Below are 26,873 nucleotides of genomic sequence, written 5' to 3' on the forward strand. Positions count from 1 at the left end.
GCGTAGGCTCCCCGACGGGAGGGATGCACATGACCGATTTGCCGCCGGCGTTGCGGCGCGCGCTGGAGTTGCTCGCCGATCCGCCCGCCGAACCCGACGTCAGCACGGGCTATCTCGATCTGCTGGACGACTCGGCGGTGCCGACGAACACCGGCGCGATTCAGGCGCTGTGGGCGTCGCCGATCGGGTCGCTGTTCTACGACAACGCCCAGACGGTCGCGCGGCGGCTGCTCAGCGCCTGGCAGCACCCCGTCGAGTGGTTGAACATTCCGCCCGGCGGGACCGCGCTGGATGTCGGCTGCGGCCCGGGTACGGTCACCGCGTCACTGGCGCGGGCGGCCGGCCCCGACGGGCTGGCACTGGGTGTGGACATCTCCAAACCGATGCTGGCCCGCGCGGTGCGCGCCGAATCGGGGCCGCAGGTTGGTTTTCTGCGGGCCGACGCACAACGCCTTCCGTTGCGCGACGACACCGTCGATGCGGTGGTGTCGATCGCCGTGCTGCAGTTGATACCGGAGCCCGCGGCGGCGCTGGCGGAAATCGCGCGGGTACTGCGACCGGGCGGGCGGCTCGCGGTCATGGTGCCCACTGCGGGGCGGGCCGCCCGGTTCTGGCGGATGCTGCCCAACACCGGCGCTCACGTGTTCGACGACGACGAACTCGGCGACATCCTCGAAGACCACGGCTTCGTCAGCGTGCGGGTCAAGAACTTCAGCACCATCCAGTGGGTGCGCGCGAAACGCGGGTGAAAGTTGTAGCACGCGCGCTACGCTGGGGCTGTGACTCGAGAGATCACTCAGCGCGAGCTCCGCAACAACAGCGGCGAAATCATGCGCCAACTTGACCAAGGCGCATCCTTCGTCGTGACCAGGAGTGGTGTGCCGGTTGGTGAGCTTTCCCCGTTGCGGCGGAATCGATTCGTGAGCGCCGAGACAGCGGTCGCGGCGTTCCGGGGTGCTCCCCGGGTGGAGTTTGACCGGTTCCGAGCAGATCTCGACCGGGGCGCTAGCCAAGAGATCGCGCCTCGTGGCTGAAGTCTCCCGCCCGCCGCGAGGTCTCGTTGACACGTCGGTCGTAATCGACCTCGATCGAATCGCCGTCGAGCAGCTCCCGCGGGAGCTTGTCGTCAGCGCACTCACGATGGCGGAGTTGGCGGCGGGACCGCACGCAACAAGTGACCACGACGAGCGAGCGCGGCGTCAAGATCGCCTACAGCGCGCCGAAGCTACGTTCGATCCACTGCCGTTCGACGGCGAGGCGGCGAGATGTTATGGGCGCATTTTTGCGGCCGTCGCCGCCAGCGGCCGCAAAGCACGCGGGCCGCGTGCCGTCGATCTGTTGATCGCTGCAACCGCTCTCGCCGCCAAGCTTCCTCTCTATACGCGCAACGTTGACGACCTTCGAGGCCTCGACGACTTCTTGACAATCGTCAGCGTCTGACCATGGTTGTGCCTCCGTACTCTCGATGAGGTGAGCGTTACACCGCAGACGAGCGTCGTCCTGGACGACTGCTTTCGCCGTGAGCTGCCGGAGTTGGCGATCCCGTGGAAAGCCGAACCGGTTCCCGAGCCGCGACTGCTCGTGCTCAACGAGTCGCTGGCCGCCGAACTCGGTCTTGACGCCGCGTGGCTGCGCAGTGGCGACGGCTTGCGCTTTTTGGTCGGCAACCTGGTTCCCGACGGCGCCGATCCGGTTGCGCAGGCCTATGCCGGGCATCAGTTCGGCGGCTACGTGCCGAGGCTCGGCGACGGGCGGGCCTTGCTGCTGGGCGAACTCGTCGACGCCGACGGCCGGCGGCGCGACCTTCACCTCAAGGGCTCCGGGCCCACGCCGTTCGCGCGCGGCGGCGACGGGTTGGCCGCCGTCGGCCCGATGTTGCGCGAGTACGTGGTCAGCGAGGCGATGCACGCCCTCGGTATCCCGACGACCCGATCGCTTGCCGTGGTGGCGACCGAGCGCTCGGTGCAACGCGAAACGGCGTTGCCCGGAGCCGTGCTGTGCCGCGTCGCCAGCAGCCACCTGCGGGTGGGCAGCTTCCAGTACGCCGCAATGAGCGGCGACGTCGGCCTGCTGCGCCGGCTGGCCGACCACGCGATTGCCCGCCACCACCCGCGCGCCGCGCAGGCCGAGCAGCCCTATCTCGCGCTGCTGGAAGCGGTGATCGCGGTCCAGGCGTCGCTGGTGGCGCAATGGATGCTGGTCGGGTTCGTGCACGGGGTGATGAACACCGACAACATGACGATCTCGGGCGAGACCATCGACTATGGCCCGTGCGCGTTCATGGAGGCCTACGACCCGGCCACGGTGTTCAGTTCGATCGACTTCTGGGGCCGCTACGCCTACGGCAACCAGCCGGCCATCGCCGAGTGGAACCTCGGCGCGTTCGCCGAGGCGCTGCTTCCGCTGCTCGCAGATGACCGAGAGCAGGCGGTCGCGGTTGCCGTGGAGACGCTGAGCAGTTTCCGGCCGCGCTACGACGCCGGGTGGTCAGCCGGCATGCGGGCCAAACTCGGCCTGTCCCACGACGCCGACGAACTGATCAGCGAGCTGCCCGAATTGTTGGAGCACAACAAGGTCGACTACACGTCGTTCTTCCGCCGGCTCAGCCGAGCGGCACGCGGCGAGGCAGCTGACCTGCCTGGGTTCGATGACTGGTTGGCGCGCTGGCGGGCTCTCGATCCGGACGCCGAGGCGATGGACCGCGTCAACCCCGTCTACATCCCCCGCAACCATCTCGTCGAGGAAGCGCTGGCCGCGGCCACCGAAGGTGATCTGGCACCGCTCGAGCGGCTGCTGGCGGCGCTGTCCGCGCCGTATGCGGAACGGCCGGGATTCGAGCGCTACGCTGCCCCCGCCCCGGAGGACTTCGGTCCGTACCAAACCTTTTGCGGCACTTGAAACTTAGCCGCTGCCACCCTCCTCGGCGGGCAACGGTGGCGGCAACGGCGCCGCGGGAGTAGTCGTCGGGGTTGACGTCGCTGCCGGCGGTGGCGGCGTTTGCGGCGAGTGGAAGTCGACCATCGGTTCCTCGCGGATCACCTGGTTGCCCGCGCTGACGACCAGAGAACTCGCGGTGACCGTGTAGGTGATGCCGTCGTTCTCAGCGACGAATCTCCCCTCGCCGGACTGCGTAGCGGGGACGATCAGCTTCGCGCCGTCGCGCACCCGAACTCCGCGATACTCGTATTGACCGCCCGGCGTCTTACAGATAGCCACGCGCGATGTCTCGGTGTCGCCGAAGGCGACCGCCGTGTCGGGCGCGGTGCACCGCGCCACGGAGTCGACGAAACCTTGACCGTCGCTGGCGGGCGCGGCGATGGCCGACGGTGTCCCGGCGACCAACAGAGCCGAATACACCGTCGCGGCGACAGCAAGGCGGATGGGGTGCATCGCTTTCCACCAGACCATTGCTGCCCCGATCAGGCGAGTGTCCACGCCGTGATGCACGAAATCGTTAGGTCCCTGAAACACGCAAAGGGCTTCCGCATGGCTACTACAATAGGTAGTATTACGTCGTGTAGGAGATCGGCTGCGCGTCACCCAACGACGGAGGACCGGCGCTATGAGTCCGAAACATGCTGATACTGCGGCGAATCTGGGCACTGCGATCGATTCGCGATATCACCCCTCGGCCACGCTGCGCCGCCAGCTGAACAAGGTCTTCCCCACGCACTGGTCATTCCTGTTGGGCGAGATCGCCCTGTACAGCTTCATCGTCCTGCTCATCACCGGGGTGTACCTGACGCTGTTCTTCGACCCGTCGATGGCCGAGGTCACCTACAACGGCGTGTACCAGCCGCTGCGCGGCGTGCAGGTGTCGCGGGCCTACGAATCGGCGCTCGACATCAGTTTCGAGGTGCGCGGCGGGCTGTTCGTGCGCCAGATCCACCATTGGGCCGCACTGATGTTCGCCGCCGCGATCATGGTGCACCTGGCGCGGGTATTCTTTACCGGCGCGTTTCGCCGCCCGCGCGAAGCCAACTGGGTCACCGGGGTAGCGCTGCTCGTTCTCGCGATGGCCGAGGGTTATCTCGGCTACTCGCTGCCCGACGACCTGCTCTCTGGGACCGGGTTACGCACGGCGCTGTCCTCGATCACGCTCGGCCTGCCCGTCGTCGGCACCTGGCTGCACTGGGCGCTGTTCGGCGGCGACTTCCCCGGCGACGCGATCATCCCTCGGCTGTATGCCCTGCACATCCTGGTCATTCCGGCAATCATCCTGGCGCTCATCGCAATTCACCTGGCGATGCTGTGGTTCCAAAAGCACACCCAGTTCCCCGGCCCGGGCCGCACCGAGCGCAACGTCATCGGGGTCCGCGTGATGCCGGTGTTCGCGGTCAAATCCGGCGCGTTCTTCGCGATGATCGTCGGCGTGCTGGGCCTGATGGGTGGCCTGTTACAGATCAACCCGATCTGGAACCTGGGGCCCTACAAGCCATCTCAGATCTCCGCGGGTTCGCAGCCCGATTTCTACCTCATGTGGACCGAGGGCCTGATGCGGCTGTGGCCGGCCTGGGAGATCTACCTCGGCCGCTACACCATCTCCGCGGTCGTCGGCGTCGTCGCAGTGCTCGGCACGGTGGTGACCGCACTGCTGGTCTACCCCTGGATCGAACGGAAGGTGACCGGTGACCACGCCCATCACAATCTGCTGCAGCGACCCCGGGATGTGCCGGTGCGCACGGCAATTGGCGCGATGGCGATCAGTTTCTACCTGGTGCTCACGCTCGCCGCGATGAACGACGTCATCGCCCACAAGTTCCATATCTCGCTGAACGCGACGACCTGGATCGGGCGGATCGGGATGGTGGTCCTGCCGCCGATCGTCTACTACATCACCTACCGCTGGGCGGTGGGGCTGCAGCGCAGTGACCGGGACGTGCTCGAGCACGGCATCGAAACCGGCATCATCAAGCGGTTGCCGCATGGCGCTTACATCGAAGTGCACCAGCCGCTCGCTCCAACCCCGCTGAAATACCAAGGCGCGCCGGTACCCAAGCTGATGAACAGGCTCGGCTCCGGCGGCGCTCCCCCAGCCGGCAGCCTGCTGACCGCCGACCCGGAATCCGAACGTGAAGCGCTCGCCTTAGCCGCTCACGCATCCACGCAACGTTCCCTCACCGCGCTGCGGGAGCGGCAAGACGAGGCGCCTCGTCGTCCCTCTACACCCTGATCACGGTCAGGGCGGGACAAGCGCGTGCGATCTGGTCGAAGTCGGCATCCTGGGCGATGACCGGAAGACCGTGCTCGATCGCGGTTGCCGCGATCAAAGCGTCTGTCAGCTTTACTGCGCGGTGCACGCCGGCGACTTGACAGTCCGCAACGAGGCGCGCCCACGAAACCATCACCGCTTCACTGACCGGGATTGGATCCGCCGCGCGCGCCAGGGCGAGGGTGTCCGCGCGTCGTGCTTTAGTCGCCGAATCGGACGCATTGATCACACCGAGTTGCAGTTCGCCGATCGTAATGACGGAAAGTGCCACGCGTTCAGGAAGTTTCGCAAGAGCACGGCCGCTTTCACGCGCGATGAAAACCGACGTGTCGACAAGACCGACTTCGGCCTCAGTCACAGCTCATCGAGGGTCTGGCCGACAAGTTCATCGAGTTCGGCGGTGAGACCTGCGTCGGCGGAGCGTTCGGCCAACTCGGTTCGCAGACGTTCCCCCGACAGCCAACGGAGGCGGCGCCGGTGCGGGACGATATCGGCCACCGGCTCACCATGCACCGTAAGCGTCACCTGCTCGCCGGCCTTGACCGCGTCGACCACCTGACTTGTGCGATTACGCAGGTCCCGAACACCAACCTCCATGTGCTACACGGTAGCACAATTTTGGGAATCTGCAGCTTCAAGCCCGTTTGACGGTCGCCAACCAGGCCGGTGCGCCGTCGGGGCCGTGAATCCTGGTCTGAATCCGCTCCGCGTCGACGGCGGCCACAGTCCACCCGGCGCCCGGATTGAACGCCGCCGTGAGCTCGTCGCGACTAACCGGGTGCGGGCCGACGTCAGGACCAATGTCGCTGAAGCACAACACGAGCAGGGTTCCGTCGTGCTCGATCACCGACGCCAGGCTCGCCGCATAGTGCTGCCGTTCGTCGCCGTCGAAGGTGTGAAAGAGCCCGCAGTCGAGCACCGTGGTGAACCTGCGGCCAAAGTGCCGCAGCCGCAACGCATCCGCCGCGACGAACTCGACGTCGAGACCGCGGTCATGCGCCTTCTTCCGGGCCGTCGCCAGCGCCGTCTCCGCCACGTCGACGCCGACAACCGGTAACCCCAGGGCGGCCACATGCAGAGCGTTCTCACCGGTGCCGCAGCCGGCGTCGAGCACCGCCCCGGCGAACGCACCCGCGGATGCCAGTCGCGCTATTGCCGGTTGCGGACGGCCGATATCCCACGGCGGCGGGTCGTCGCGGTACGACGCATCCCAGGCCCGTCCGCTCATCCGTTCGTGACTGGTCACCCCGGTTCGCCGGCGTAGTCGCCGAATGACCACAGGTTGCCCTCGGGATCGCGGACGGTGAATTCGTTTGCGCCGTAATCGGTTTTGGCCAGCGGGCGAACGACGTCGGCCTTGCGGGACAGCACGCGCTCGTAGAGGCGGTCCGGGTCGCTGGTGACGACGTAGCCCCCGGCGGTTCCCGGTTCGCGGCACCACTCCGCGCCGGGCTTGTAGCTGCCCAGCATGATGCCGCCGCTGCCCTCAGGCCACTGCAATTCCGCGTGGTCGACCCGATCCCCGTCGCCGCAGCGTGTCGTCACGACGAAACCGAATGTGTCGACGTAGTAGTCGATGAGCTTGGGGGCGTTATGCGCCTGCAGCGTCAACCAGACCGTTGGATTCGAAGTAGTCATGGTCCCACTGTGACGCCCAAGAGTGCCCGCCGTCTTGGATGTTTCGGAACTCCGCGGCCAGCCAGGCGCGCGGCGGTGCACCGGCGAACTGGACGAATTCTCGGGTCAAATGCGCCTGGTCGCAGTAACCGGCGTCCGCCGCGACCGCCGCCAGGTCGACCCGGCCGTGTGTGCGCGCCGATGCCGCGATTGTCGCGAACGCGTGCTGGAAACGCATCAGCATCGACACCGTCTTCGGTGATCTGCCAACTTCCCGCTGGAACAGCGTAGTCAGATAGCGGCTGCTCACCCCGACACGATCTGCCAACGCGCCCACCGGCATTCGCCCCCGGGTGCGCTCCAGCAGTCGCCACGCGTAGGCGACCTCGGGCCGCACGGTCACTCCGTCGCGGCGCCGGCGGGCGTCCACAAGGTAGCCGGCGACGGCGGCGAACACCTCGGGCCAGTCGCGTGCGTCTGCCGCGCGCTCGGGCAGCTCGGCCGCCCGCCGGCCGAGTATGTCGAGGCCGTCGAACCCGGTGACGGGCAGCTCGGCCGCGGGGACACCGAACAGTGCGCGCGACGCCAACGGATGCACGGCCAGTTGCACACCCGCCTGACCGGCACGCTGCCGCACATGGCTGGCCCGCACATGCAGGCCGCCGAGGACCAACGGGTTGGGCCGGGCGGCGGGCAGCGCGTCGGCGGTATCGGCGGCCTCCACCCCGTCGTCAAGGCTGACGATAAACGTCAACGTCGACGACGGCATGCCGACGTGCACCGCGTCGGGCACATCCAAAGCGCGGTAGCCCACCATCGACGTGACGCCGGGCGCGCTGTGGGGCGGCGCCGTCACGAACTCCCAACTGGGCTGTGTGTCGTCGGTCATCACCGACAACGCTAGCGCTGCGCGTTGTCCTCAAGGCCGGTTCGGAGCAACTCCCAGGCGAGACGCCGGGCGTCCGCCGCTCTGGCATGCATGAGCCGCTGCACCGGCGGGATCGGATTGGGTTCGGGCACATTGCCTTCGACGACGGCCGCGTGGATGTCCTGTGCTACCTGGACCGCCATCACGGCCGCCTCGTTGACCCGGTCCAGTGCGTGGTGCAGGTGGTCGTCCTCGACCAGCAGATGCGCGTTGGCCAGCTCGATCGAAAAGTCGTTCACCACTTGGCCGATCTGCTCGAAGACGGGGTTCATCGCCAACTCCCGCTCGTCGCGGTCCTCGATGCGCAGCAGTCTGGCGGCCTCATTCCACAGCGTCGCCAGCATCTGTGTGTGCGCGCCGACAGCGCGCGACACCTCGATCATCGCCTGCTTCTGAAGCCGCTTGAGCAGGTGCATGCGCTCGACGCGGGCCACTTCCCGTTGAGCCTCCATCTGCGCGCGATGCAGGTTCTGCTTGGCTTCCATCTCCTCCTGGTGCAACCTGCGCGTGATCGCGACTTCACGGGCCGACCGCTCCTCGGCGGCGACAAGCTCCCGCCGGAGTCGTTCGCCGGCCTCGGCCACCTTCTGCGACGCCTGACGCTGGATGGTGACGGTCTGCCACAGCGAGACCAGAACGACGCCCAACACGACCGCGCCGAAGAACCATTCGGCCTTGGATCCGCTCTCGCCGGGACCGAGAAAGATGAACCACGCAATGGCGACGACGGCGACGACACCGCAGGCCAGCCACCCCAAACCGAGCCCGCCGAACCCGCGCCGAGGTGGCTCACTTGGCGGCGTCCGTCTTGCAGAGCCGTTTACCTCGCCGGGCTGTCGAGGCCCGGCGGGTGGGGCAGATTGCGCTAGTCCGGGCACCGTGGCCTCCCTTCGCCCGAGCAGTCCGGCAATGCGGCTTCAGACTAGAGGCGCGCGGTTACAGCGAGACCGCTTGGTCCCTCGCTCGCGGTGTACGCCGTGCGCGCAGACCGCTAACCTCTATTGCACCGCCGTGGAATTGACCGCTGAAGAATTGAGGGACCGTGGGACAACCCGCGCCGCACGAAGGTGAATCGTCCGTCATCGTCAGCCTTTCCGAGGCTGCGATCCACATGCACGCGGCCGCGATCGAGGCGTTGCCGTCGCCGACCGACAAGACGTTTCACAAGCGGGCGGGGGTCGTCTTGTCGGGCATGCGGAAGCTGCGGTCGGCGCTGACCGAAGCGGCCGGCCGCAGCAGGTCCTCACCGATGGTGATCATGGCGCTCAGCGACGTGCGGCGACGCTATGACGAGTTGATGACGCGCGCCGCCGCCGCGCCGGGCTCGAGCCTGGGCCAGCAGTTGTACGCCGCACGCATCCGGGCCAAGCTGTCCGCCCAGGAAGTGGCCAACGGCAGAGGCCTGCGGGCCGAGTTGATCGACGACCTGGAGGCCGGTGAGATCCCCACGCAGGACGAAGCGGCAAAGGTCAAGGACCTGATCGCGGCCCTCGGCGGCGTGCCCGTCACCGGCCATCAAGAACCAGCACCCGTCGATTCCTGGGAGGCAGCGCTCGTTTCCACCGACGCCGGCTAGCCCGCCTGTGACCACAGTCACCGCTGCGACGGGTTTGCCGTCGGGGCGCGGTGGGAACAGAGACCGCCTAGGCGGGGCAATGCCATCGCCCTAAGGAATTAGGAGGAGATATGGCAGAGGACAAGAGCGGACCTGGCGAAGCCATCCGGGGCGTCGTCGAAGGCGCCAAGGGACTGGCCAAGGAAGCCGTCGGCGAGGTGACCGGCAACGAGAAGCTGGTCGACGAGGCCAAGGCTCAGCAGGACAAGGCGGAGGCTCAGCGCGACGCGGCGAAGAGGGAAGCCGAAGCCGAAGCGGCCCGCAGCAGCGCGAAGGTCGCCGAAGAGCGCCAGAAGGCCCACCAGGACAACGACTGACAACCCCGACAGAATGGGCCCAGCCGGATCATCGGCTGGGCCCATTCTCGTTGTGACACGATGGCGTGAGCATGAGCAGCAACCGAATCCCCGGCGGCGTCGTGCACAAGTTGCCGGCAGACCTGCGCGAGGCGCTGGCTGGCAATTCCACAGCGCTGGCCGCGTGGAACGACATCACGCCATTGGCGCGCAACGAGTTCATCTGCTGGGTCGAGGATGCCAAGCAGCAGAAGACTCGTGAGCGCCGAATCCGCCGGACCCAGGAAGAGTTGGAAGAAGGCCTGCGCAGGCCATGCTGCTGGCCCGGGTGCAAGCACCGCGAGCGGACCGGCAAATAAAGCTACTTCGTCTTGACGGGTAGCTGCGCCCACCCCCGAACACTGGACGTGTGTGCCCTGCGCGCGTTGTCGTAGTCGACGTCCCAGTCCGTCCATCGCTTGAGGACCTCTTCGAAGGCGACCCGGGCCTCGAGGCGCGCCAACGCCGAGCCCAGGCAGAAATGCAACCCGTGGCCGAAGCTCAAATGCCCGCCCTTGCGGTGGATGTCGTAGCTGTCGGGATCGGCGAACCGGGTCTCGTCACGGTTGGCCGACCCGTTGAGCAGCAACATGTAGGACCCCTCCGCCACGGTCTGCCCGTAAAGCTCGGTGTCGCAAGCGACATAGCGCGCCTGCACCGGCGACGGTGCCTCGTAGCGCAATGTCTCCTCCACCGCGGAAGGAATCAGCGACGGGTCGGCGACGAGTTCGCGTCGCTGATCGGGATGCTCGCCCAGCAGTTGGCCCATGAACCCGATCAGCCGGGCGGTGGTTTCGTTGCCGGCGCCGGCGATCATCGCGGTGTAGGCCAGGACTTCGGTGCGGTCGAGCGGACGCGTGGATCCGTCGGGTTCTTCGACGTGCGCGTTGAGTAGCTCCGTCATCAGATCGTCGGAAGGATGGCTGGCCCGCCACTCGATGTAGTCGGCGAACATCGCGATTGTGTCTTCGAAGATCGTCGGGCTGACGTCCCGCTGTTCGCGGAGTGCGATGTTCTTGTCGGTGCGATCACGGATCACCTGCTGGCCCTCCTCGGGGATGCCCAGCAGGTAGCCGATCGTGCGCATCGGCATGATCGCACCGAGGTCGACGACGAAGTCGAACCCGTCCAGATCGCGCAGCGGATCCAGTGCGCGCGAACAGAAGTCGCGTACCAACCCTTCGACGGACAGCATCCTCCGCGGGGTGAACACACCCGACAACAGGCGCCGGTGCAAGTCGTGCAGGGGCGGATCCTCGAACAGCAGGATCCCCGGTGGCACTTCGATGCCGCTGAACAAGATGTCGGCGGTGGTGCCGCGCCCCGACCGATACGTCTGCCAATCCGGCAGTGCGCGTGCGACGTCGTCGTAGCGACTCAGCGCATAGAAGTTGTACTTGTCGTTGAAGTACAGCGGCGCCTCGGCGCGCATCCGTTGCCAGACCGGATACGGATTGTCGTCGATATCGAGGTCGAACGGGTCGTAGTACAGCTCGGTCACTGGTGGGTCTCTCCCTTACCGGGGTTGGTTGGCTACGCCCGGAAACAGCGGTGCCGTCGGCCCCACCGTCACCCAGCCGCCCAGCTTCGTCACGAGATGGGGCGCGAAAACCGCGCCGTAGAGCAGGTTTCCGACGACGACCACCGCGACAATGGACAGCACCGACGCCTGCAGACGGCTCCGCGATCTCCGGTCGGCCCACATCTCGATGACATTTCGTCCTTCGGAATCCGTGCGTCCGAGCAGGTAGGTGAACACCATCATCTGCACGCCCATCGCGAGCGAGTCGTAGAGCGGGTACTGGTACTTGGTGCCTTCCGACAATGCAAGCCCGGGAATCACGTAGCCGTAGTGGAAGATGCCGAGTCGCGCCCCCAGGACAGCGTTGAAAAACAACGCCCAGCAGAATCCGACGACGAGCCCGACGCTCAGCAGCGCAATCGGCCTGCGCCAGTGCAACTTTGCGCTCAGCCATCGCCCTAGCGCAGCACCGATCACGGCGGGCAGCACGAAGTACGACATGTAGCCGACGGGCACCGCCGACGGCAGCCCGCCCCAGGTCATGTTCAGCGGCCACCACGACGGCATGCGGGGAAGCGCGGGCGGAAACTGCGCGTACATCGCCCAGTCGTAGGGCGCCTCGATCCAGGAAAACGAGATCGCGGAGATGCACAACAGGAGCAGTGGGTGCAGCCGGCGACGACGAAAGCTCAGATACAGCCCGATCACGAAGAACGAGATGCCGCCGACATAGGCGAACGCGATGCCCGCCTTCAGCAACGGCGTCATTGGTCCCGCTCCCGCGCTTGCCGTGCTTCCGGGTCGAAGTAGATGACCGCGCCATAGATCAGCACGATCAGCCCGAACAGCGTGCCGAGCATGATGACCGCACCCACAACCGGGCCCCTTCCCGTCACTAACCGCCTGGAGATAGTGGACACTATCTTAAAGAGAATTTCAACGGCGACTATGTTCAATGCCGGTAACCGCCGCGGCGCGGTTTGAGGAGTCAACAACGGTGCCCCAGCGACCAACGGCCAAGAACCCCGCATCGCGTCGGCCGCGCGGTGCGCCGCGGACACTGCTGCTCGACGCCGCCCGTGACCTGTTCGCGCGCCGCGACTACCGCAGCACCACAACCCGCGAAATCGCCGAGGCCGCAGGCGTTACCGAGCATCTGCTCTTTCGTCACTTCGGCTCGAAGGCAGGACTGTTCCGGGAAGCGCTGGTCCTGCCTTTCACCAGCTTCGTCGACGAATTCAGCAGCACGTGGCAGTCGGTGGTACCCGAGGAAACCGACGAGGAGGAGCTGGCCCGGCATTTCGTCGGGCATCTGTACGACGTGCTGGTGGAACATCGCGGCCTTCTGCTCACGCTCGTCGCATCCGAGACGCTCAGCGAAGAGGAGATGGCCGATGCCGGCATTGCCGACATCCGACGGGCGTTCACGGTGCTCGGCCAGATCAGCGCCGAAGGCATGCACCTGCGCGGAATGCGCTCGAGCCAGCCGGACCTGCCGGCCCACTCGACGGTGGCGATGATCGCCGGCATGGCTGCGTTGCGGTCGACGTACTTCGGAGTCAAGCCGCCGTCCCGCGACGCGATCGTGGAGGAGCTGGTCCAGGCGATCCTGCACGGCTTCCTGCACCGGCGCGAGTGACCGCAAACGTTCGTTTGGGTTAGCCGACGCCCGCTTTGGCTACAAGGTGGGCCATGGAACCGATATCGCCAACGGACGCGCTGTTTCTCATCGGTGAGTCACGCGAACATCCGATGCACGTGGGAGCACTGCAACTCTTCGAGCCGCCCGAGGACGCTGGACCGCACTTCGTCCGCGAGTCCTACCAAGCCATGCTCGAATGCGCCGAGCTGCAGCCCACGTTCCGTAAGCACCCCGCCTTCTTCGGCGGTATCACCAACGTCGCATGGTCGTTCGACAAGAACGTCGAACTCGACTACCACCTTCGGCGCTCGGCCCTGCCCGAGCCGGGACGAGTCCGCGACCTGCTGGAGCTGGCGTCCCGGTTGCACGGCAGCCTGCTCGACCGGCATCGCCCGCTGTGGGAAGCGCACCTCGTCGAGGGTCTGCAGGACGGCCGGTACGCGGTCTACACCAAATACCACCACTCGCTGATGGATGGCGTGTCGGCGCTGCGGCTGATCCAGCGCGCCTTCACCACCGACCCGAACGACGACGAGGTGCGGGTTCCGTGGAACCTTCCCCCGCGTAAGAAGGAGCCGCGCAATCGGCGGTCGCTAGTTGACCGGGCCACCCGCACCGCGGGGTCGGCGTTCGCGTTGGCGCCCTCCACGGTGAAGCTCGCGCGGGCCGCGCTGCTCGAACAACAACTCACGCTGCCGTTCCGGGCGCCGCGCAGCATGTTCAACGTACGGATCGGTGGTGCCCGCCGAGTGGCCGCGCAGTCCTGGTCGCTGGACCGCATCAAGGCCGTCAAGTCGGCTGCCGGGGTGACGGTCAACGACGTGGTGCTGGCCATGTCGTCCGGCGCCCTTCGCGCTTACCTCCTCGATCAGAACGCGCTGCCGGAGGATCCGCTGATCGCGATGGTGCCGGTCAACCTCCGCAAGGGCGAAGACGACAGCGGCGGCAACATGGTCGGCACGTTCCTGTGCAACCTGGCGACCGACGTCGACGACGCTGCCAAGCGGCTCGAGATCATCGGCACGTCGATCCGCGACACCAAAGAGGTCTTCCAGCAGCTGCCTCCGGTGGAACAGCTGGCGCTGTCGGCTTTCAACATCGGCGGGTTGTTCTTCGGGTTGATCCCGGGCTACCTGTCCGCCGCCGCACCGCCGTTCAACATCGTCATCTCGAACGTCTCGACCGGTCGCACGGAGCCGATGTATTGGCGCGGGGCCCGATTGGATGGCAACTATCCACTGTCGATCGCGCTGGAAGGGCAAGCGGTCAACATCACCGTCACGAACAACGCCAACAACCTCGACTTCGGGCTGGTGGGCTGCCGTCGCAGCGTGCCGCACCTGCAGCGACTGCTGGGACATCTCGAGACGTCGCTCAAGGATCTGGAGCGCGCCGTCGGCGTCTGAACAATTCGGCATGCATAGTCGGCTGCCCGCGTGGGTACGGGTTCAGTGAACACTTGTTCCGAATTGCCCTCGACCGCGGGAGGAGCCCTCATGCCAGAGGTCGAACTTCACCACGACGGACATCCGAAGTATCGCCGGATGGTGCGCTTCGACTGGGAAAACACCCCACTGCACTGGGTGCCCGGCGACCCGTTCTCGACGCACATGATCAACGTGCTGCACCTGCTGCTGCCCGAGGGCGAGCGGCATTTCATCAAGGCGGTCCTCGAGGCGTCGTCGCTGGTCGACGACCCCGACCTGGAAGCGGCGATCAAACCGTTCATCCAGCAGGAGTCGTGGCACGCCTGGGCGCACCAAGTGGTGCTCGACCATCTCGCCGAGCAGGGCATCGACACCACGCCGTACACCGATCGGCTCCGAAGGGCGCTGTCGAGAACGCTGGGCGATCCGCCGAACTTCTTCCCGCCCGTCCTGAAGCGGTGGTGGCTGTATCGGCGGCTGGCCGATGTGGCCGCGCTGGAACACTTCACCGCGGTTCTGGGACAGTGGGTGCTGCAGAACCGGGGCCTGGATTACGCCGACGCCGATCCGGTGATGCTGGATCTGCTGCGCTGGCACGGCGCCGAGGAGGTCGAGCACCGCTCACTGGTCTTCGACGTTTATCAGAACGTGTGCGGGAGTTATCTGATCAGGGCGCTGTCGATGCTGATGACTGCGCCGGGGTTCGTGGCCTGGTGGATCGCCGGGGCTCGCTACCTGATGGCCCACGACCCGACCGTCGACCAGAAGTGGCGCTGGCGCGATTGGCTGCGGGCGGCCCGCCAATACCGGTTACCCGGCCCGTGGAACATCCTGGTGACGCTGCCATTTCGGTATCTGCGGCCCACTCATCATCCAGGCCCGGAGGCGTGCACGGAAATGGCGGTCGGCTACCTCGAGTACTCGCCGGCAGCCAAGGCCGCCCGCGAGCGAGCAGGAAAGGCCGCGCTGCGATGAAGGTTTTCGTGGACCTCGACACCTGCGACGGCAACGGCGTCTGCATGAGCTTGTGTCACGAAGTGTTCGACGTGCGAGAAGACGGCCTTCACCTGCTTCAAGACGAGCCGCGGGCCGAGTTGCGCGGGCAGGTCAAAGCCGCCGAAGTGTCATGCCCCACCCAGGCAATCACGGTGAAGGACTGACTTGATGCTCAGACAGGTTGTGGTCGTCGGCGCCGGCGTGGCCGGAGCCCGGGCGGCGGAATCGCTGCGGCAGGAGGGCTACGACGGTGCGCTCATCATCGTGGGTGCCGAACGGCATGCCCCTTACCACCGTCCGCCGCTGTCGAAGAAACTGCTCAGCGGCACGGTGCACCGGGCGGGCGTCGACCTCGCGCCCCAGTTCGAACTCGACGCGCGCGTGCTCAGAAGAGTCACGGCGCTCAAGCTGGACATGGCCTCGCGAACCATCCACCTGCGCGACGCCGACCAGGACTTCTCGGTGCAATTCGACGGCTTGGTGATCGCCAGCGGCGCGGCCCCGCGGCCGTGGCCGGGCGGTCCCGTCCCCGACGGCGTGTTGCTGCTGCGCACCGTCGACGACTGCCTGGCCATCCGGGAGCGGCTCGGCTCGCGGACTCGTGTCGCGGTGGTCGGCGGCGGGTTCATCGGTGCGGAGGTCGCCGCGACGTGCCGCTCGATGGGGCTCGACGTGGTGCTGATCGAGAAGTCCGACAGCCCGCTACTGGCCGCGCTTGGCAAGGAGTTGGCGCCGCGGTGGGCCGGGCTGCATTCCGACCATGGCGTCGACGTCCGGCTCGGTGTGAGCGTCGACAAGTTCGTCGGTGACGGACGGGTGAAAGCCGTTCGGCTCACCGATGGTTCGCAGGTTCCGGCGGAAGTTGTCGTCGTCGGCCTGGGCGTGGCGCCCGCGACCGACTGGCTGGACGGCTCGGGATTGCGCGTCGACGACGGAGTGGTCTGCGACGCGACCGGCGCGGCCGAAGGGGGCACCAATGTCGTCGCCGCCGGTGATGTCGCACGTTGGTGGCATCCGCTGTACCAACGCCACCTGCGCATCGAACACTGGGATCACGCCGGGCGCCAAGGCGCAGCTGCCGCTCGAACTCTGTTGGCAGGCCCCGACGCCGCCGAAGCCTACGACGAAATCCCGTATTTCTGGTCCGATCAATACGATGTCAAAGTCCAAATGCTCGGTGTGCCAACGGGTTACGACGAACTGGAAATCGTGGAGGGCGGCCCTGACGCGTGGGAGTTCGTCGCCGCATACGGGTGCGACGGGCGCACCATCGCCGTGCTGGGAACGATCCCTAATCGGGTGCACGCCTATCGCGACGCGATTGCAAAACGTGCCGAGTTTCCGCCGAAGCGACCGGATTAGACAACTGACTAATAACTAAGACTGCCACGGGCTTTCGCAGGGGACACTAAAGTGCTCTGCGTGGGCAGAGGCGTGTTAGCCAACGGGCGGGGCCGCTGGTTGGCCATGGCCGGCTTGCTCGTCGTCTCTGCCGCGATGCTCTATGCCCAAAGCACCGAGACTCCGTGTTGCGCTAGGAGTTCGGCAGCGGCTCAGGCAGTCAAGCCGAGCGCGCCCACTACGGCGGCACACGCCAACGATCCGGTCAAACCGCACATCGCCACTCCCGCGGAAGTCGACATGCTGGCCGCGGGCGCTCCCGCCACCGCCCAGAACTTCCAACTCGCGCTGCCCGCCGGCGTCGCGCCGGAGCAAGGGCTGCAGGTCAAGACCATTTGGGCGGCCCGAGCCATCAGCGTGTTGTTTCCGCAGATCAAGACCATCGGCGGCTACCGGCAAGATGCATTGAAATGGCATCCCAACGGGTTGGCGATCGACGTGATGATCCCGAACTATCACAGTCCCGACGGCATCGAGCTCGGCAACCAAATCGCCGGCTATGCCTTGGCGAATGCCAAACGGTGGGGAGTGCTCCACGTGATTTGGCGGCAGAAGTTATACCCGGGCATCGGCGCGCCGAGCTGGACGGCGGACTACGGCTCGGAAACCCTCAACCACTACGACCACGTTCATATCGCCACCGACGGCGGCGGGTACCCGACCGGGCACGAGACGTATTACATCGGCTCGATGAGCCCCGAGCCGCCGCAGTAAACCAACCACGGCCTTTGCCGTGGTGGTTTGCGGTCCTACCCAAAAGTGGTAGTCACAGAGGTGACGGTGACGGAAGGACTGCAGTGAACGAAGAACAACGCAACCTGATGGCCTCGGGGCGTGGCTTCATCGCCGCACTGGACCAGAGCGGCGGCAGCACCCCCAAGGCCTTGAAGCTCTACGGGATCCCGGAGGACGGCTACCAGACTGAGGAGCAGATGTTCGATCTGATCCATCAGATGCGGGCGCGCCTCATCTCGAGTCCCACCTTTACCGGCGACAAGATCCTGGCAACCATCCTTTTCGAGCAGACCATGGACCGCACGATCAACGGCGAGGACTCCGCGGCGTTTCTGTGGAAGCAGAAGCACATCGTGCCGTTCGTGAAAGTCGACCAAGGCCTCGATGACGCCAAATACGGTGTGCAGCTGATGAAGCCGATGACCAAGCTCGACTCGTTGTTGGAGCGGGCGCTCGAGAAGGGGATCTTCGGCACCAAGATGCGCTCGTTCATCTCCGAGGCGAACGAAGCCGGGATCAAGGCGATCGTCGACGAACAGTTCGACTACGGGCACAAGATCGCCGAGCGGGGACTCATGCCGATTCTCGAGCCCGAGGTGAGCATCAAATGCCAAGACAAGCCCAAAGCGGACAGGCTGCTGGTGGAGACGATCAAAGCGAAGCTCGACGAGCTTGACTCAGACATGCAGGTGATGCTCAAGCTGACCTTGCCCGACGAGAACGACCTGTATGCGCCACTGATCGAGCATCCTCGAGTCCTACGGGTCGTGTCGTTGTCCGGCGGCTACAGCCTCGCCGAAAGCTGCACGATCCTGGCCCGCTGTCACGGGCTCATCGCCAGTTTCTCCCGGGCCCTGACCGAAGGGCTGACTGTCGACCAGACCGACGAGGAATTCGACGAGAAGCTCGGTTCGAACATCGACGAGATTTACCGCGCCTCGCTGACCTAGCGCACATCACTCGGCGCTAGGTAACGTTCGACAGCGTGAGTTCGGGCGTATTTGGTTACCTGACCGTACTGAGCCTCGTGTTGGCACTGGTGTTCGTGGCCATTGCCGGCGTATACGTCATGCGGCTGGGCCAGCGAGCGACTCCTCCGATAAGTGAAGAAATCGGGAGCGCGAAAACGGTGATGGCCAAAGTCCGTAAACGCCAACCCATGTCGCGGGACGAGTTGGACTACGCGAAGCAAATCGTTGCCGATCGCGGCTCGCTGATGGCGTTCTGCATTCCCGGGGCGTTGTTCATGGTGGGCTGCTTCTATGTCTTCGGCAGCCTCTACCACCTGCATGGTGCTACGCCCTCCGAGCGGACCTTTCTTGGGGTGTTCCCCATGTTGGGAGCCGCCAACTTCACGCTTCGGCTTCTCGGCAGCGCCAAGTACAAGCGCCGCCTGCACAAGATGTCTTGACGCAACCCGCTGCCCGTCCAGGTCGCGTTCCGGCCCCGGGGCCGATACTCTTTGCAGATCGTAGCCAGTTAGGTACATAACCGTCTACTATCTGCAGTGGCCTGAGTGCGGGAGCGAGGGAACGCGACGTGTGGATTGAGTTCATCGAGTGAGCCCTCGTCCAGTCGGCCGGACCGTCCTGGCGCGCGCCTGGATGCCGTTGGTTGCCGTCGTTGCGGTCGGCGCGGGAGCGGTGGGCATGTGGAAGGTGCACCAATTCTCCGCTCCCCCGCCCGTCATCACGGTCAATGGCCCGGCAGCGCCTGAGCAGACCACGCCCAAGCAGCTCACGTATGAGTTGTTCGGGTCCGTCGGCGACGGCGGGATGCTGGTCTACTTGGACATCGACGGACACCCGCATCAGGTTGACCTGACGACCTTGCCGTGGTCGCACACGGAGACGACGACGCTCACGGTGGTGTCCGGCAGCATCTCGGCGCAGGTTCATGGTGGCCAACTCGGCTGCCGGATGTTGGTGAACGGCGTGGTCCGCGACGAACAATCCGACACCCATGAGGACCCGCACGTCATGTGCCGGGTGAAGTCCGCATGAGCGAGCACCGGGCGCGACGGCCTTTCTTCCCCCGAATGGTCCGCGTGCTCGCAATACCGATCATCGCGTTTTGGGCGCTTCTCGCCGTGTCGACGAACACCTTTATGCCGCAAGTCGAGCGCGTCGCAGAAGAACTCGCGGGGCCGATGGTCCCGCACTACGCGCCGTCGCAGCGGGCGCTGCTGGCCATCGGCGAGAAGTTCCACGAGTCCAATTCGACCAACTTGACGATGCTCGTTTTGGAGGCCAACCGGCCGCTGGGCGATGTGGACCACCGCTACTACGACGACTTGGTGCGCCGGCTGAAGCAAGATCCCAAGCACGTGCAGTACGTCATGGATCTGTGGGGGAAAAAGATCACCGCGGCCGGGGCGCAAAGCGTCGACGGCAAAGCCGCGTATGTGCTGCTGCGTCTCGCGGGCGACATCGGCCAGATGCAGGCGAACGAATCCGTTGCCGCCGTGAGGGATATCGTCGCCAAGGACCCGGCGCCGCCCGGCCTGCGGGTCTACGTCAGCGGTGCGGCGCCGCTCGCCTCGGACACGGTGGCTATTGCCAATTCGAGCCTGAACAACATCACGATCGTGACGATCATCCTCATCGTCACGATGCTGTTGCTGGTGTACCGCTCCATCACCAACGTGGTGGTGCCCCTGCTCGGAGTCCTGATCGAGATGCTGGTCGCCAAGGGGGTGATCGCAACCCTCGGGCATTTGGGCTACATCGAACTCTCGTCCTTCGCCGTGAACATCGTCGTCGCGCTGACACTGGGAGCGGGGACCGATTACGGCATCTTCTTGATGGGCCGCTATCACGAGGCGAGACAGGCCGGCGAAAGCCGGGAGGACGCCTTCTACATTGCCTACAAGGGTGTAACGCCCATCATCGTCGGTTCAGGGTTGACGATCGCCGGGGCGTGTTACTGCCTGACGTTCGCGCGGCTCAACTACTTCCACACGATGGGGCCGGCCGTGGGGATCACGATGCTGTTCACCATCGCGGCAGCGTTGACGCTCGGCCCGGCGATCTTGACCGTGGGCAGCCTGTTCGGGCTCTTCGACCCGAGACAGAAGGTCAAGGCGACGTTGTATCGGCGGATCGGCGCGAGCGTGGTGCGCTGGCCGGTGCCAATCCTCACCGCCAGCGCCGCTGCGGTCATGTTCGGGGCGATCTTCGTGCCGACCTATCGGCAGAACTACGACGACCGCGCGTACCAGCCGCACAATGCCCCGGCCAACCAGGGTTTCGCGGCGGCGGATCGGCATTTCCCGAAGAGCAAGCTGTTCTCCGAGATGCTGATGATCGAGACCGATCACGACATGCGCAACTCGGCCGACTTCATCTCCTTGGACCGGGCAGCCAAGAGCCTCATCCGTCTTCCCGGTGTCGCGATGGTGCAAAGCATCACCAGACCGCTGGGCCGACCACTTGAACACGCCACGCTGCCCTACTTGTTCACCACGCAGGGCAGCGGCAACGGTCAACAGCTCCCGTTCAACAAACAGCAGAACGCCAATACCGATGAGCAGGCACAGATCACGGCCCACTCCGTCGAAGTCTTGCGGAAAGAGATCGTCTACTTCCAAAACATGTCCGACGAGCTGCACAACACGGTTCTCACCGTCGAGGATCTGCAACAGATCACCGACGAGATGAACCAGGAAATCTCGAACGTCGACGACTTCTTCCGGCCGATCAAGAGCTACTTCTATTGGGAGAAACACTGTTTCGACATCCCCATCTGCTGGACGTTCAGATCGCTCTTCGACGGGCTCGACAACATCGACCACCTGGCTGAAGACATCAAGGACGCCAGAACCTCCCTCGAAGCCGTGGACAGGATCCTGCCGCAAGTCATCACGCAGCTGAAACTCACCGCCGACGACTCGGAGGCGTTGGCCGCGCTTTTGGTCAGCACTTACGGCCAGTCGGCGCTGCAGTCCACGCAGACGGACCAGACGTTCGACGACATGATCAACGTCGGCCTCGACTTCGACCGGTCCCGCAGCGACGACTTCTTCTACATCCCGCACGAGGGGTTCGACAACGAGGACGTCAAGACCGGCATGCAGCTGATGATGTCGCCGGACGGCAAGGCTGCCCGGTTCATCGTCACGCACGAGGGCAACGCCATGGGTCCCGAGGGCGTAGAGCACGTCGAGCAGTTCCCTACTGCGATAACCACTGCGCTGAAAGAGACTTCGCTGGCCGGCGCCAGGATTTACATCGGCGGTTCTGGCTCCAACGACAAGGACATCAAAGGATACGCCGCATCGGATCTGCTTATCGTGGCGATCGCCGCGTTCGTGTTGATCTTCTTGATCATGTTGTTCCTCACCCGAAGTCTGATGGCCGCCTTGGTGATTCCGGGTACGGTGGCTTTCTCGTACGCCGGGGCGTTCGGGCTCTCCATCCTGGTCTGGCAGCACCTCATCGGCTTGCCCCTGCACTGGTTGGTGCTGCCGCTGACGTTCATCATCCTGGTGGCGGTGGGTTCGGACTACAACCTGCTGTTGATCGTCCGAGTCAAAGAGGAGCTGCACGCCGGGTTGAACACCGGGCTTATCCGTGCGCTCGGAAGTACCGGGGGCGTAGTGACTTCCGCGGGTTTGGTGTTTGCGTTCACGATGCTGGCAATGCTGACAAGCGATCTGCGCACGGTCGGTCAGGTGGGTTCGACGGTATGCATCGGCCTGCTGCTCGACACGCTGATCGTGCGCTCGTTCGTCGTGCCGTGCATCCTGCGAATCCTCGGGCCGTGGTTCTGGTGGCCGACGCTGGTGCGTTCCCGTCCGCTACCTAGTCAACCGCTGCCGTTGAGTGCGGACAGATAGGAACCGGGTTCTGGGAGCAGATGTCGGCCGTCGAGCAGGACACGGACGCCGATGCGGCCGGTAGGGGTTGTGTGGGGGGCCTCGATGACAACCGATGCGGCTACGGGAAGCGCAAGAAACTGCGTGACGAACGGCATCGATTCCGATAGGTCCCAGATGGTTTGCGACGACCACGTTCCGTGGTCATGGTCACGTCGGCAGCAAACCATCCAGCCGCATGAGTCCGGGTCGTCGCTCTCCGCGCGGCTGAGCAGCAGCGTGGGAATCGTCTCATTCACGCATTCGGCAACCGCCGCGCACTGATCCTCGGCGGGAAACGCCAGCCGTTTCGTCAGGCCGAGGCTGGCCGCCACTTCTTTCTGATACCACAGGTCACGCAAGGTTAGCTCGACGTGTTCTTCCCACCGGTCGGCGTCGACGCGTTCTTGCAGTCCCAGCATCCCGTCGGCGCGATCGACGACGCGCAGAGTCCGCCACCCGACCCGGATCGTCTGACCCGATGCGAAGCGTGTGCCCGCGGCAATGGAATCTTGCAGATCATCCAGTATCCACTGCACCAACGAATCCTGCGTCCCCGGTATCGGCGGTGTGGTGAGGCACGCGACGATATCGGGATGCCCGTGCCGATCGCCGATCGTCGTGCGATACAGGCCCTCGCCGAACCGGCCGATTGCAAAGTGCGCCTTAGGAAAAGCGTCCACGGATGCGGGTTGCGGACCGAAATACATCCCGTCGTCCGGGGTCAGCATCGTGTCTTTGTAGGCCACGTCGGCCACCACACCGCCGGCCGGGCCTACTCGACGGCGCTCAATAATAAGGCCGGTTTCTGGTGGCAGAGCAAGAAATTGGGTGACAAATGGGAGTGCCACCGATAGCCGGAACAACTCCATAAAAGACCAGTCCGAGTGGTCGTGCTCATCTCCACAGCGGATCGCCCACCCACCGTGTTGCGGCGAGTCCGGGCCGAGCCGGTTGAGGATCAATGCCGAGGCGTCGAATACACAGGACTGGACGGCTGCGATGTGATCCTCCGCAACGGAGTCCGGTTCTTCCGGCAAGCCAAGTTTCGCGGCCGCGTCCACCTGCCACCACAAATCGCCGAGCGCCTGATCGACATGCTCCTGCCACACATCCTCGGCGACTCGCTCTTCAAGGCCGAGGGTGCCGTCACCGCGTTCGATCACCCGCAGCCCCCGCCAACCGATGCCGACTGACTGTCCGGCCACAAACCGAGTACCACCCGCCACCGCGTTCTGAAAGTGGTCCAAAATCCAGCCCACCGTGTTCGGCGTTGGTGGTTCGTCTTTGAAAACCAGCGTGAATTCCGGATGTCCGGAATCGGCGCACGTTGCGGTACGGAAGATCTGCACCCGTCGTTTCTAGCAGTCCAGTCGACGCCTACGCCGGGCCGTTTATTGCTCCGGTGTCCGGGGGCTAGTGTGCTTGCGTCGGCCTCCGAACAAGCCGACAGAACGGTTGAGCACAGTCATGACCGCAGCACCAGAAGCGTCGCCGATCGAATCGCGGGTCGGCCACTACTACCAGATGGACTACCCCTACCTGGTGGGCCGCGAGAAAGTCCGCGAATACGCCCGCGCAGTGCAGGACTACCACCCCGCGCACTGGGATGTCGCCGCGGCCGCAGAACTCGGCTACTCGGGTCTGGTGGCGCCGCTGACGTTCACGTCAACCCCGGCCATGGCGTGCAATCGCCGCATGTTCGAGTCGGTGGTCGTCGGTTACGACACCTACATGCAGACCGAGGAAGTCTTCGAGCAGCACCGCCCGATCGTGGCCGGCGACGAGCTGCAAATCGACGTCGAACTGTCGTCGGTGCGACGGATCGCCGGCCGCGACCTGATCACCGTGACCAACACGTTCACCGACACGGCCGGCGAGCGGGTGCACACGTTGCACACCACCGTCGTCGGCCTCACCGCCGAAGACGTCGACCCGGCAATCAAGACCGCCGCGCAGAAGGCGATGATGCACGACGTCGACATCGACGCAATCGGCGACAACGATGAGGCCTACGAGAAGACGGTGCGCCCCGAAGGCGAGACCCGCATCGCCGACGGAGGGATGACGCGGACGCCGGGGACGCCGTCCTTCGATGAGGTGAAGGTCGGCGACGAGCTGCCGGTGCACCACACCCGACTGTCCCGCGGCGACCTGGTGAACTATGCCGGCGTGGCCGGCGACGCCAACCCGATTCACTGGGACGAGGGGATCGCCAAACTCGCGGGGCTGCCCGATGTGATTGCGCACGGCATGCTGACGATGGGTCTGGGTGCCGGGTTTGTCTCCGCATGGTCGGGCGACCCCGGTGCGGTGACCCGCTACGCGGTGCGGTTGTCCGCGCCGGCGATCGTGTCGGCCGCCGAGGGTGCAGACATCGAGTTCAGCGGCCGGGTCAAGTCGCTGGATCCGGCAACCCGCTCCGGTGTCGTCATCGTCGGCGCGAAGTCGGCTGGCCGGAAGATCTTCGGCTTGGCGACGGTGAACGTCCGCTTCCGCTGACCTGGAGGCGGGGGCGGTGTGGCGCCCAATCCGTTGGAACGCTAATTTCCTCACGTGATGTCCTCAGCTGCTCGTGCAGTCGCGCGGTGGATCGCCCCTTTCCTGACGGTTGCGGCCGTTGCCGGTTTCGGTCTAGTGGCCGACCCGGCGATCCGCCTGGTCAGTAACGACAACCCGCTGGCCGGCAAGCCCTTGTACGTCGATCCCGCGTCGAAGGCCATGCGCGCCGCGCAAGGCGCCAATCCGCCGAGCCCGGAGCTGACGGCCATCGCGAACACGCCGCACGCGTACTGGATGGACCAGGCATCTAATCCTGGGGTGGACGCGAAGTACATCGCCGCGGCGCAGGCGGCCGGCGCCGTGCCGGTTCTGGCGCTGTATGGAATCCCGCATCGCGACTGTGGAAGCTTCGCTTCGGGCGGATTCGGGTCGGCCGCAAGCTACCGCGGGTGGATCGACGGCGTCGCATCCGCTATTGGCACTGGACCTGCGGCGGTCATCCTCGAACCCGATGCGTTGGCCATGGCCGACTGCTTGCCGGCCGACCAGCGCCAGGAGCGCTTCGAGCTGATCCACTATGCCGTCGACACCCTGACCCGCAACCCGGCCGCGGCCGTCTACGTCGACGCCGGTCACTCGCGCTGGATCAACGCCGACGAGATGGCCTCGAGGCTCAACCAGGTCGGCGTGGCGAAGGCGCGGGGTTTCAGCCTCAATACCGCGAACTTCTTCAGCACCGACGAGGAAATCGGTTACGGCGAAGCGATTTCGGGGCTGACCAACGGATCGAACTACGTGATCGACACGTCGCGCAACGGGGCCGGCCCCGCCGGCGGCGAACTCTATTGGTGTAACCCGACCGGCCGCGCCCTGGGTACCCCGCCGACCACGGCGACGGCGGGCGCGCACGCCGACGCCTATCTCTGGATCAAGCGCCCGGGTGAATCCGACGGGTCGTGCGGCCGTGGGGAACCCCGGGCAGGCACCTTCGTCAGCCAGTACGCGATCGATCTCGCCCGGAACGCCGGCCACTAGATCACAGCTCGGCGGCGAGCCTCCATAGCGCATTGCGGTCGACGGATTCGGAGCGGTCAAGCGGGCTGATTATTACGTCGGTGGCACCTGCATCCTTATACCGGCGTAACTGACGCGCTACATCTTCCTCCTTCCCTATCGCGGCAAGGTCGACGACACTGGCGAGGCCTTCGCGGGCGATCACGTTGCGGTACGAGGGGATGGCCTCATAGAAGCTCAACTGTTGCGCTGCAATGGTTCTCGCGCCCTCCAGGTCCTCCGACAACAACGTCGGCACCGCGGCGATGATGCGCGGCGCCGGGCGCCCCGCCTCGGCCGCAGCCTTCGTGATCGTCGGCACGATGAATTCGTTGAGAGTCCGGGGTCCTGCCAGATAGGGCAGTGTCCCGTCTGCCAGTTCGCCAGTGACTCGCAATGCCTTGGGGCCCATCGCTGCCACATACACCGGGATCGGGGTGCCCCCGGCCACCTGCACTGGCCAGCTGGGGCTGGCGCTGAGTTCGCTGCCGTGGAAGTCGACGCTGCCGGTGTTGAACACCGACCCGAGGATTGTCAGATGCTCGCGCAACCGTGAGATGGCATTGGGCCATGCGGTGCCGAAGGTCTGGCTTTCGATCTCGTGGCCACCCAAGCCGAGGCCGAGGCTGAAGTTGCCATGCGCCGCGGCCTGCGCCGTTTGCGCCAACGAGGCGACGATCAGCGGGTGGCGGGGGTTGACCGGCACCACCGAGGTACCCACGCGCAGCCCCGGCACCGCCGCGCCGATGAGCCCTGCGAGCGCGATTGCGTCGTAGTCCTGCTGCTGAGGCAACCACACCTGTCCAACACCTAGCTCGTGGGCTTGTCTGGCTTGGGCGATCGTGTCATCGACGAGATTGGGAGCATCAGGGCGGGCGAAGAGGATGATTCCGGTCGGCATAACCGCCATCAACGCACGCAATCGGCCGGTCCTTCCTGATGAATCGTGGTGATCGAAAGTCCGTCCCGACTGCGACTGGCACGGTCGCGCCGCCCGGCGATGTTGACAATGCTCACAACCTCACTAATGTGA

Annotated in this window: 29 protein-coding genes and 1 pseudogene; 19 read left to right on the top strand and 11 right to left on the bottom strand. The window is 65.3% G+C overall.

The window, feature by feature from the left end:
* Positions 1-29 precede the first annotated feature (29 nt).
* The 3 genes from MFM001_RS01815 (at position 30) to MFM001_RS01830 (ending at position 2,898) form a co-directional block, all read left to right on the top strand.
* The gene (locus MFM001_RS01815) at positions 30-749 is read left to right on the top strand and encodes a methyltransferase domain-containing protein (protein ID WP_116373569.1); all 720 of its coding nucleotides are present in this window, start codon (positions 30-32) and stop codon (positions 747-749) included.
* A gap of 277 nt (positions 750-1,026) precedes the next feature.
* A complete protein-coding gene (locus tag MFM001_RS01825; protein WP_116372957.1) occupies positions 1,027-1,440 on the top strand; it encodes a type II toxin-antitoxin system VapC family toxin in 414 nt (137 codons plus the stop codon).
* A gap of 30 nt (positions 1,441-1,470) precedes the next feature.
* Positions 1,471-2,898: a YdiU family protein gene (locus MFM001_RS01830; protein ID WP_116372960.1), complete on the top strand. Its 1,428-nt coding sequence runs from the start codon at positions 1,471-1,473 to the stop codon at positions 2,896-2,898.
* A 3-nt stretch (positions 2,899-2,901) separates the two neighbouring features.
* On the opposite strand, the gene MFM001_RS01835 is transcribed toward MFM001_RS01830, so the two are convergent.
* Positions 2,902-3,390 (bottom strand): hypothetical protein, encoded by a 489-nt coding sequence (locus tag MFM001_RS01835; protein ID WP_116373571.1) that lies wholly within the window; start codon positions 3,388-3,390, stop codon positions 2,902-2,904.
* Between the two features lie 172 nt (positions 3,391-3,562).
* Here MFM001_RS01835 and MFM001_RS01840 point away from each other — a divergent pair, with 172 nt between their 5' ends.
* Positions 3,563-5,173, top strand: coding sequence for a cytochrome bc complex cytochrome b subunit (locus MFM001_RS01840; protein WP_116372962.1), 1,611 nt, complete (start codon positions 3,563-3,565; stop codon positions 5,171-5,173).
* A 79-nt stretch (positions 5,174-5,252) separates the two neighbouring features.
* On the opposite strand, the pseudogene MFM001_RS01845 reads toward MFM001_RS01840, so the two are convergent.
* From MFM001_RS01845 to MFM001_RS01870, 6 genes and pseudogenes are all read right to left on the bottom strand, one after another.
* Positions 5,253-5,570 (bottom strand): annotated as a pseudogene (locus MFM001_RS01845) (PIN domain-containing protein); the annotation flags it as partial.
* Positions 5,567-5,809, bottom strand: a complete 243-nt coding sequence (locus MFM001_RS01850; protein ID WP_116372966.1) for a type II toxin-antitoxin system Phd/YefM family antitoxin — start codon at positions 5,807-5,809, stop codon at positions 5,567-5,569. The pseudogene MFM001_RS01845 and the gene MFM001_RS01850, both read right to left, overlap by 4 nt.
* 37 nt (positions 5,810-5,846) lie before the next feature.
* Positions 5,847-6,440 (bottom strand): class I SAM-dependent methyltransferase, encoded by a 594-nt coding sequence (locus MFM001_RS01855; protein WP_116373572.1) that lies wholly within the window; start codon positions 6,438-6,440, stop codon positions 5,847-5,849.
* A 14-nt stretch (positions 6,441-6,454) separates the two neighbouring features.
* Complete coding sequence (locus MFM001_RS01860) at positions 6,455-6,850, bottom strand: glyoxalase/bleomycin resistance/extradiol dioxygenase family protein (RefSeq protein ID WP_116372969.1); 396 nt, start codon at positions 6,848-6,850, stop codon at positions 6,455-6,457.
* Positions 6,804-7,646, bottom strand: a complete 843-nt coding sequence (locus MFM001_RS01865; RefSeq protein WP_192886836.1) for an AraC family transcriptional regulator — start codon at positions 7,644-7,646, stop codon at positions 6,804-6,806. Before MFM001_RS01865 ends, MFM001_RS01860 begins: the two co-directional genes overlap by 47 nt.
* 83 nt (positions 7,647-7,729) lie before the next feature.
* Positions 7,730-8,515: a hypothetical protein gene (locus tag MFM001_RS01870; protein ID WP_238158849.1), complete on the bottom strand. Its 786-nt coding sequence runs from the start codon at positions 8,513-8,515 to the stop codon at positions 7,730-7,732.
* Positions 8,516-8,799: 284 nt separating this feature from the next.
* Between MFM001_RS01870 and MFM001_RS01875 the strand changes: the two genes are divergently transcribed.
* The 3 genes from MFM001_RS01875 (at position 8,800) to MFM001_RS01885 (ending at position 10,027) form a co-directional block, all read left to right on the top strand.
* A complete protein-coding gene (locus tag MFM001_RS01875; RefSeq protein ID WP_116372973.1) occupies positions 8,800-9,333 on the top strand; it encodes an XRE family transcriptional regulator in 534 nt (177 codons plus the stop codon).
* Between the two features lie 110 nt (positions 9,334-9,443).
* On the top strand, positions 9,444-9,689 hold the full coding sequence (locus tag MFM001_RS01880; protein ID WP_116372975.1) for a CsbD family protein: 246 nt from the start codon (positions 9,444-9,446) through the stop codon (positions 9,687-9,689).
* 71 nt (positions 9,690-9,760) lie between these two features.
* Entirely contained in the window at positions 9,761-10,027 is a 267-nt protein-coding gene (locus MFM001_RS01885; protein WP_116373577.1) for a YdeI/OmpD-associated family protein, read from the top strand.
* Positions 10,028-10,029: 2 nt separating this feature from the next.
* Here MFM001_RS01885 and MFM001_RS01890 read toward each other — a convergent pair whose 3' ends face one another.
* Positions 10,030-11,199, bottom strand: coding sequence for a cytochrome P450 (locus MFM001_RS01890; RefSeq protein ID WP_192886837.1), 1,170 nt, complete (start codon positions 11,197-11,199; stop codon positions 10,030-10,032).
* Between the two features lie 24 nt (positions 11,200-11,223).
* On the bottom strand, positions 11,224-11,997 hold the full coding sequence (locus MFM001_RS01895; RefSeq protein ID WP_116372979.1) for a spirocyclase AveC family protein: 774 nt from the start codon (positions 11,995-11,997) through the stop codon (positions 11,224-11,226).
* Positions 11,998-12,184: 187 nt separating this feature from the next.
* Here MFM001_RS01895 and MFM001_RS01900 point away from each other — a divergent pair, with 187 nt between their 5' ends.
* The 10 genes from MFM001_RS01900 (at position 12,185) to MFM001_RS01945 (ending at position 22,267) form a co-directional block, all read left to right on the top strand.
* Complete coding sequence (locus tag MFM001_RS01900) at positions 12,185-12,868, top strand: TetR/AcrR family transcriptional regulator (RefSeq protein WP_116372981.1); 684 nt, start codon at positions 12,185-12,187, stop codon at positions 12,866-12,868.
* Between the two features lie 53 nt (positions 12,869-12,921).
* Positions 12,922-14,277, top strand: a complete 1,356-nt coding sequence (locus MFM001_RS01905; RefSeq protein WP_116372983.1) for a wax ester/triacylglycerol synthase family O-acyltransferase — start codon at positions 12,922-12,924, stop codon at positions 14,275-14,277.
* A gap of 90 nt (positions 14,278-14,367) precedes the next feature.
* Positions 14,368-15,273 (top strand): metal-dependent hydrolase, encoded by a 906-nt coding sequence (locus MFM001_RS01910; protein ID WP_116372985.1) that lies wholly within the window; start codon positions 14,368-14,370, stop codon positions 15,271-15,273.
* A complete protein-coding gene (locus MFM001_RS01915; RefSeq protein ID WP_116372987.1) occupies positions 15,270-15,458 on the top strand; it encodes a ferredoxin in 189 nt (62 codons plus the stop codon). The genes MFM001_RS01910 and MFM001_RS01915 overlap by 4 nt, the downstream gene beginning before the upstream one ends.
* Before the next feature lie 4 nt (positions 15,459-15,462).
* On the top strand, positions 15,463-16,656 hold the full coding sequence (locus MFM001_RS01920; protein WP_116372989.1) for an NAD(P)/FAD-dependent oxidoreductase: 1,194 nt from the start codon (positions 15,463-15,465) through the stop codon (positions 16,654-16,656).
* A 105-nt stretch (positions 16,657-16,761) separates the two neighbouring features.
* The gene (locus MFM001_RS01925; protein WP_116372991.1) at positions 16,762-17,409 is read left to right on the top strand and encodes a glycoside hydrolase; all 648 of its coding nucleotides are present in this window, start codon (positions 16,762-16,764) and stop codon (positions 17,407-17,409) included.
* An 83-nt stretch (positions 17,410-17,492) separates the two neighbouring features.
* Positions 17,493-18,380: a fructose bisphosphate aldolase gene (locus MFM001_RS01930; protein WP_116372993.1), complete on the top strand. Its 888-nt coding sequence runs from the start codon at positions 17,493-17,495 to the stop codon at positions 18,378-18,380.
* Positions 18,381-18,415: 35 nt separating this feature from the next.
* The gene (locus MFM001_RS01935; RefSeq protein WP_116372995.1) at positions 18,416-18,841 is read left to right on the top strand and encodes a hypothetical protein; all 426 of its coding nucleotides are present in this window, start codon (positions 18,416-18,418) and stop codon (positions 18,839-18,841) included.
* Between the two features lie 193 nt (positions 18,842-19,034).
* Entirely contained in the window at positions 19,035-19,433 is a 399-nt protein-coding gene (locus tag MFM001_RS01940; protein WP_192886838.1) for an MmpS family transport accessory protein, read from the top strand.
* Between the two features lie 35 nt (positions 19,434-19,468).
* Positions 19,469-22,267 (top strand): RND family transporter, encoded by a 2,799-nt coding sequence (locus MFM001_RS01945; protein WP_371685120.1) that lies wholly within the window; start codon positions 19,469-19,471, stop codon positions 22,265-22,267.
* On the opposite strand, the gene MFM001_RS01950 is transcribed toward MFM001_RS01945, so the two are convergent.
* A complete protein-coding gene (locus MFM001_RS01950; RefSeq protein WP_142760658.1) occupies positions 22,237-23,451 on the bottom strand; it encodes a hypothetical protein in 1,215 nt (404 codons plus the stop codon). The genes MFM001_RS01945 and MFM001_RS01950 overlap by 31 nt on opposite strands.
* A 304-nt stretch (positions 23,452-23,755) precedes the next feature.
* Here MFM001_RS01950 and MFM001_RS01955 point away from each other — a divergent pair, with 304 nt between their 5' ends.
* Together MFM001_RS01955 and MFM001_RS01960 are read left to right on the top strand one after the other, a co-directional pair.
* A complete protein-coding gene (locus MFM001_RS01955; RefSeq protein WP_116373003.1) occupies positions 23,756-24,787 on the top strand; it encodes a fused (3R)-hydroxyacyl-ACP dehydratase subunits HadA/HadB in 1,032 nt (343 codons plus the stop codon).
* Positions 24,788-24,844: 57 nt separating this feature from the next.
* Positions 24,845-25,822, top strand: coding sequence for a glycoside hydrolase family 6 protein (locus MFM001_RS01960; protein WP_116373005.1), 978 nt, complete (start codon positions 24,845-24,847; stop codon positions 25,820-25,822).
* A 1-nt stretch (position 25,823) separates the two neighbouring features.
* On the opposite strand, the gene MFM001_RS01965 is transcribed toward MFM001_RS01960, so the two are convergent.
* Positions 25,824-26,741, bottom strand: a complete 918-nt coding sequence (locus tag MFM001_RS01965; protein WP_116373007.1) for an LLM class F420-dependent oxidoreductase — start codon at positions 26,739-26,741, stop codon at positions 25,824-25,826.
* Positions 26,742-26,873: the final 132 nt, after the last annotated feature.

The organism is Mycobacterium sp. MFM001 (assembly GCF_003402475.1).
In the GTDB taxonomy this organism is placed as follows: domain Bacteria; phylum Actinomycetota; class Actinomycetes; order Mycobacteriales; family Mycobacteriaceae; genus Mycobacterium.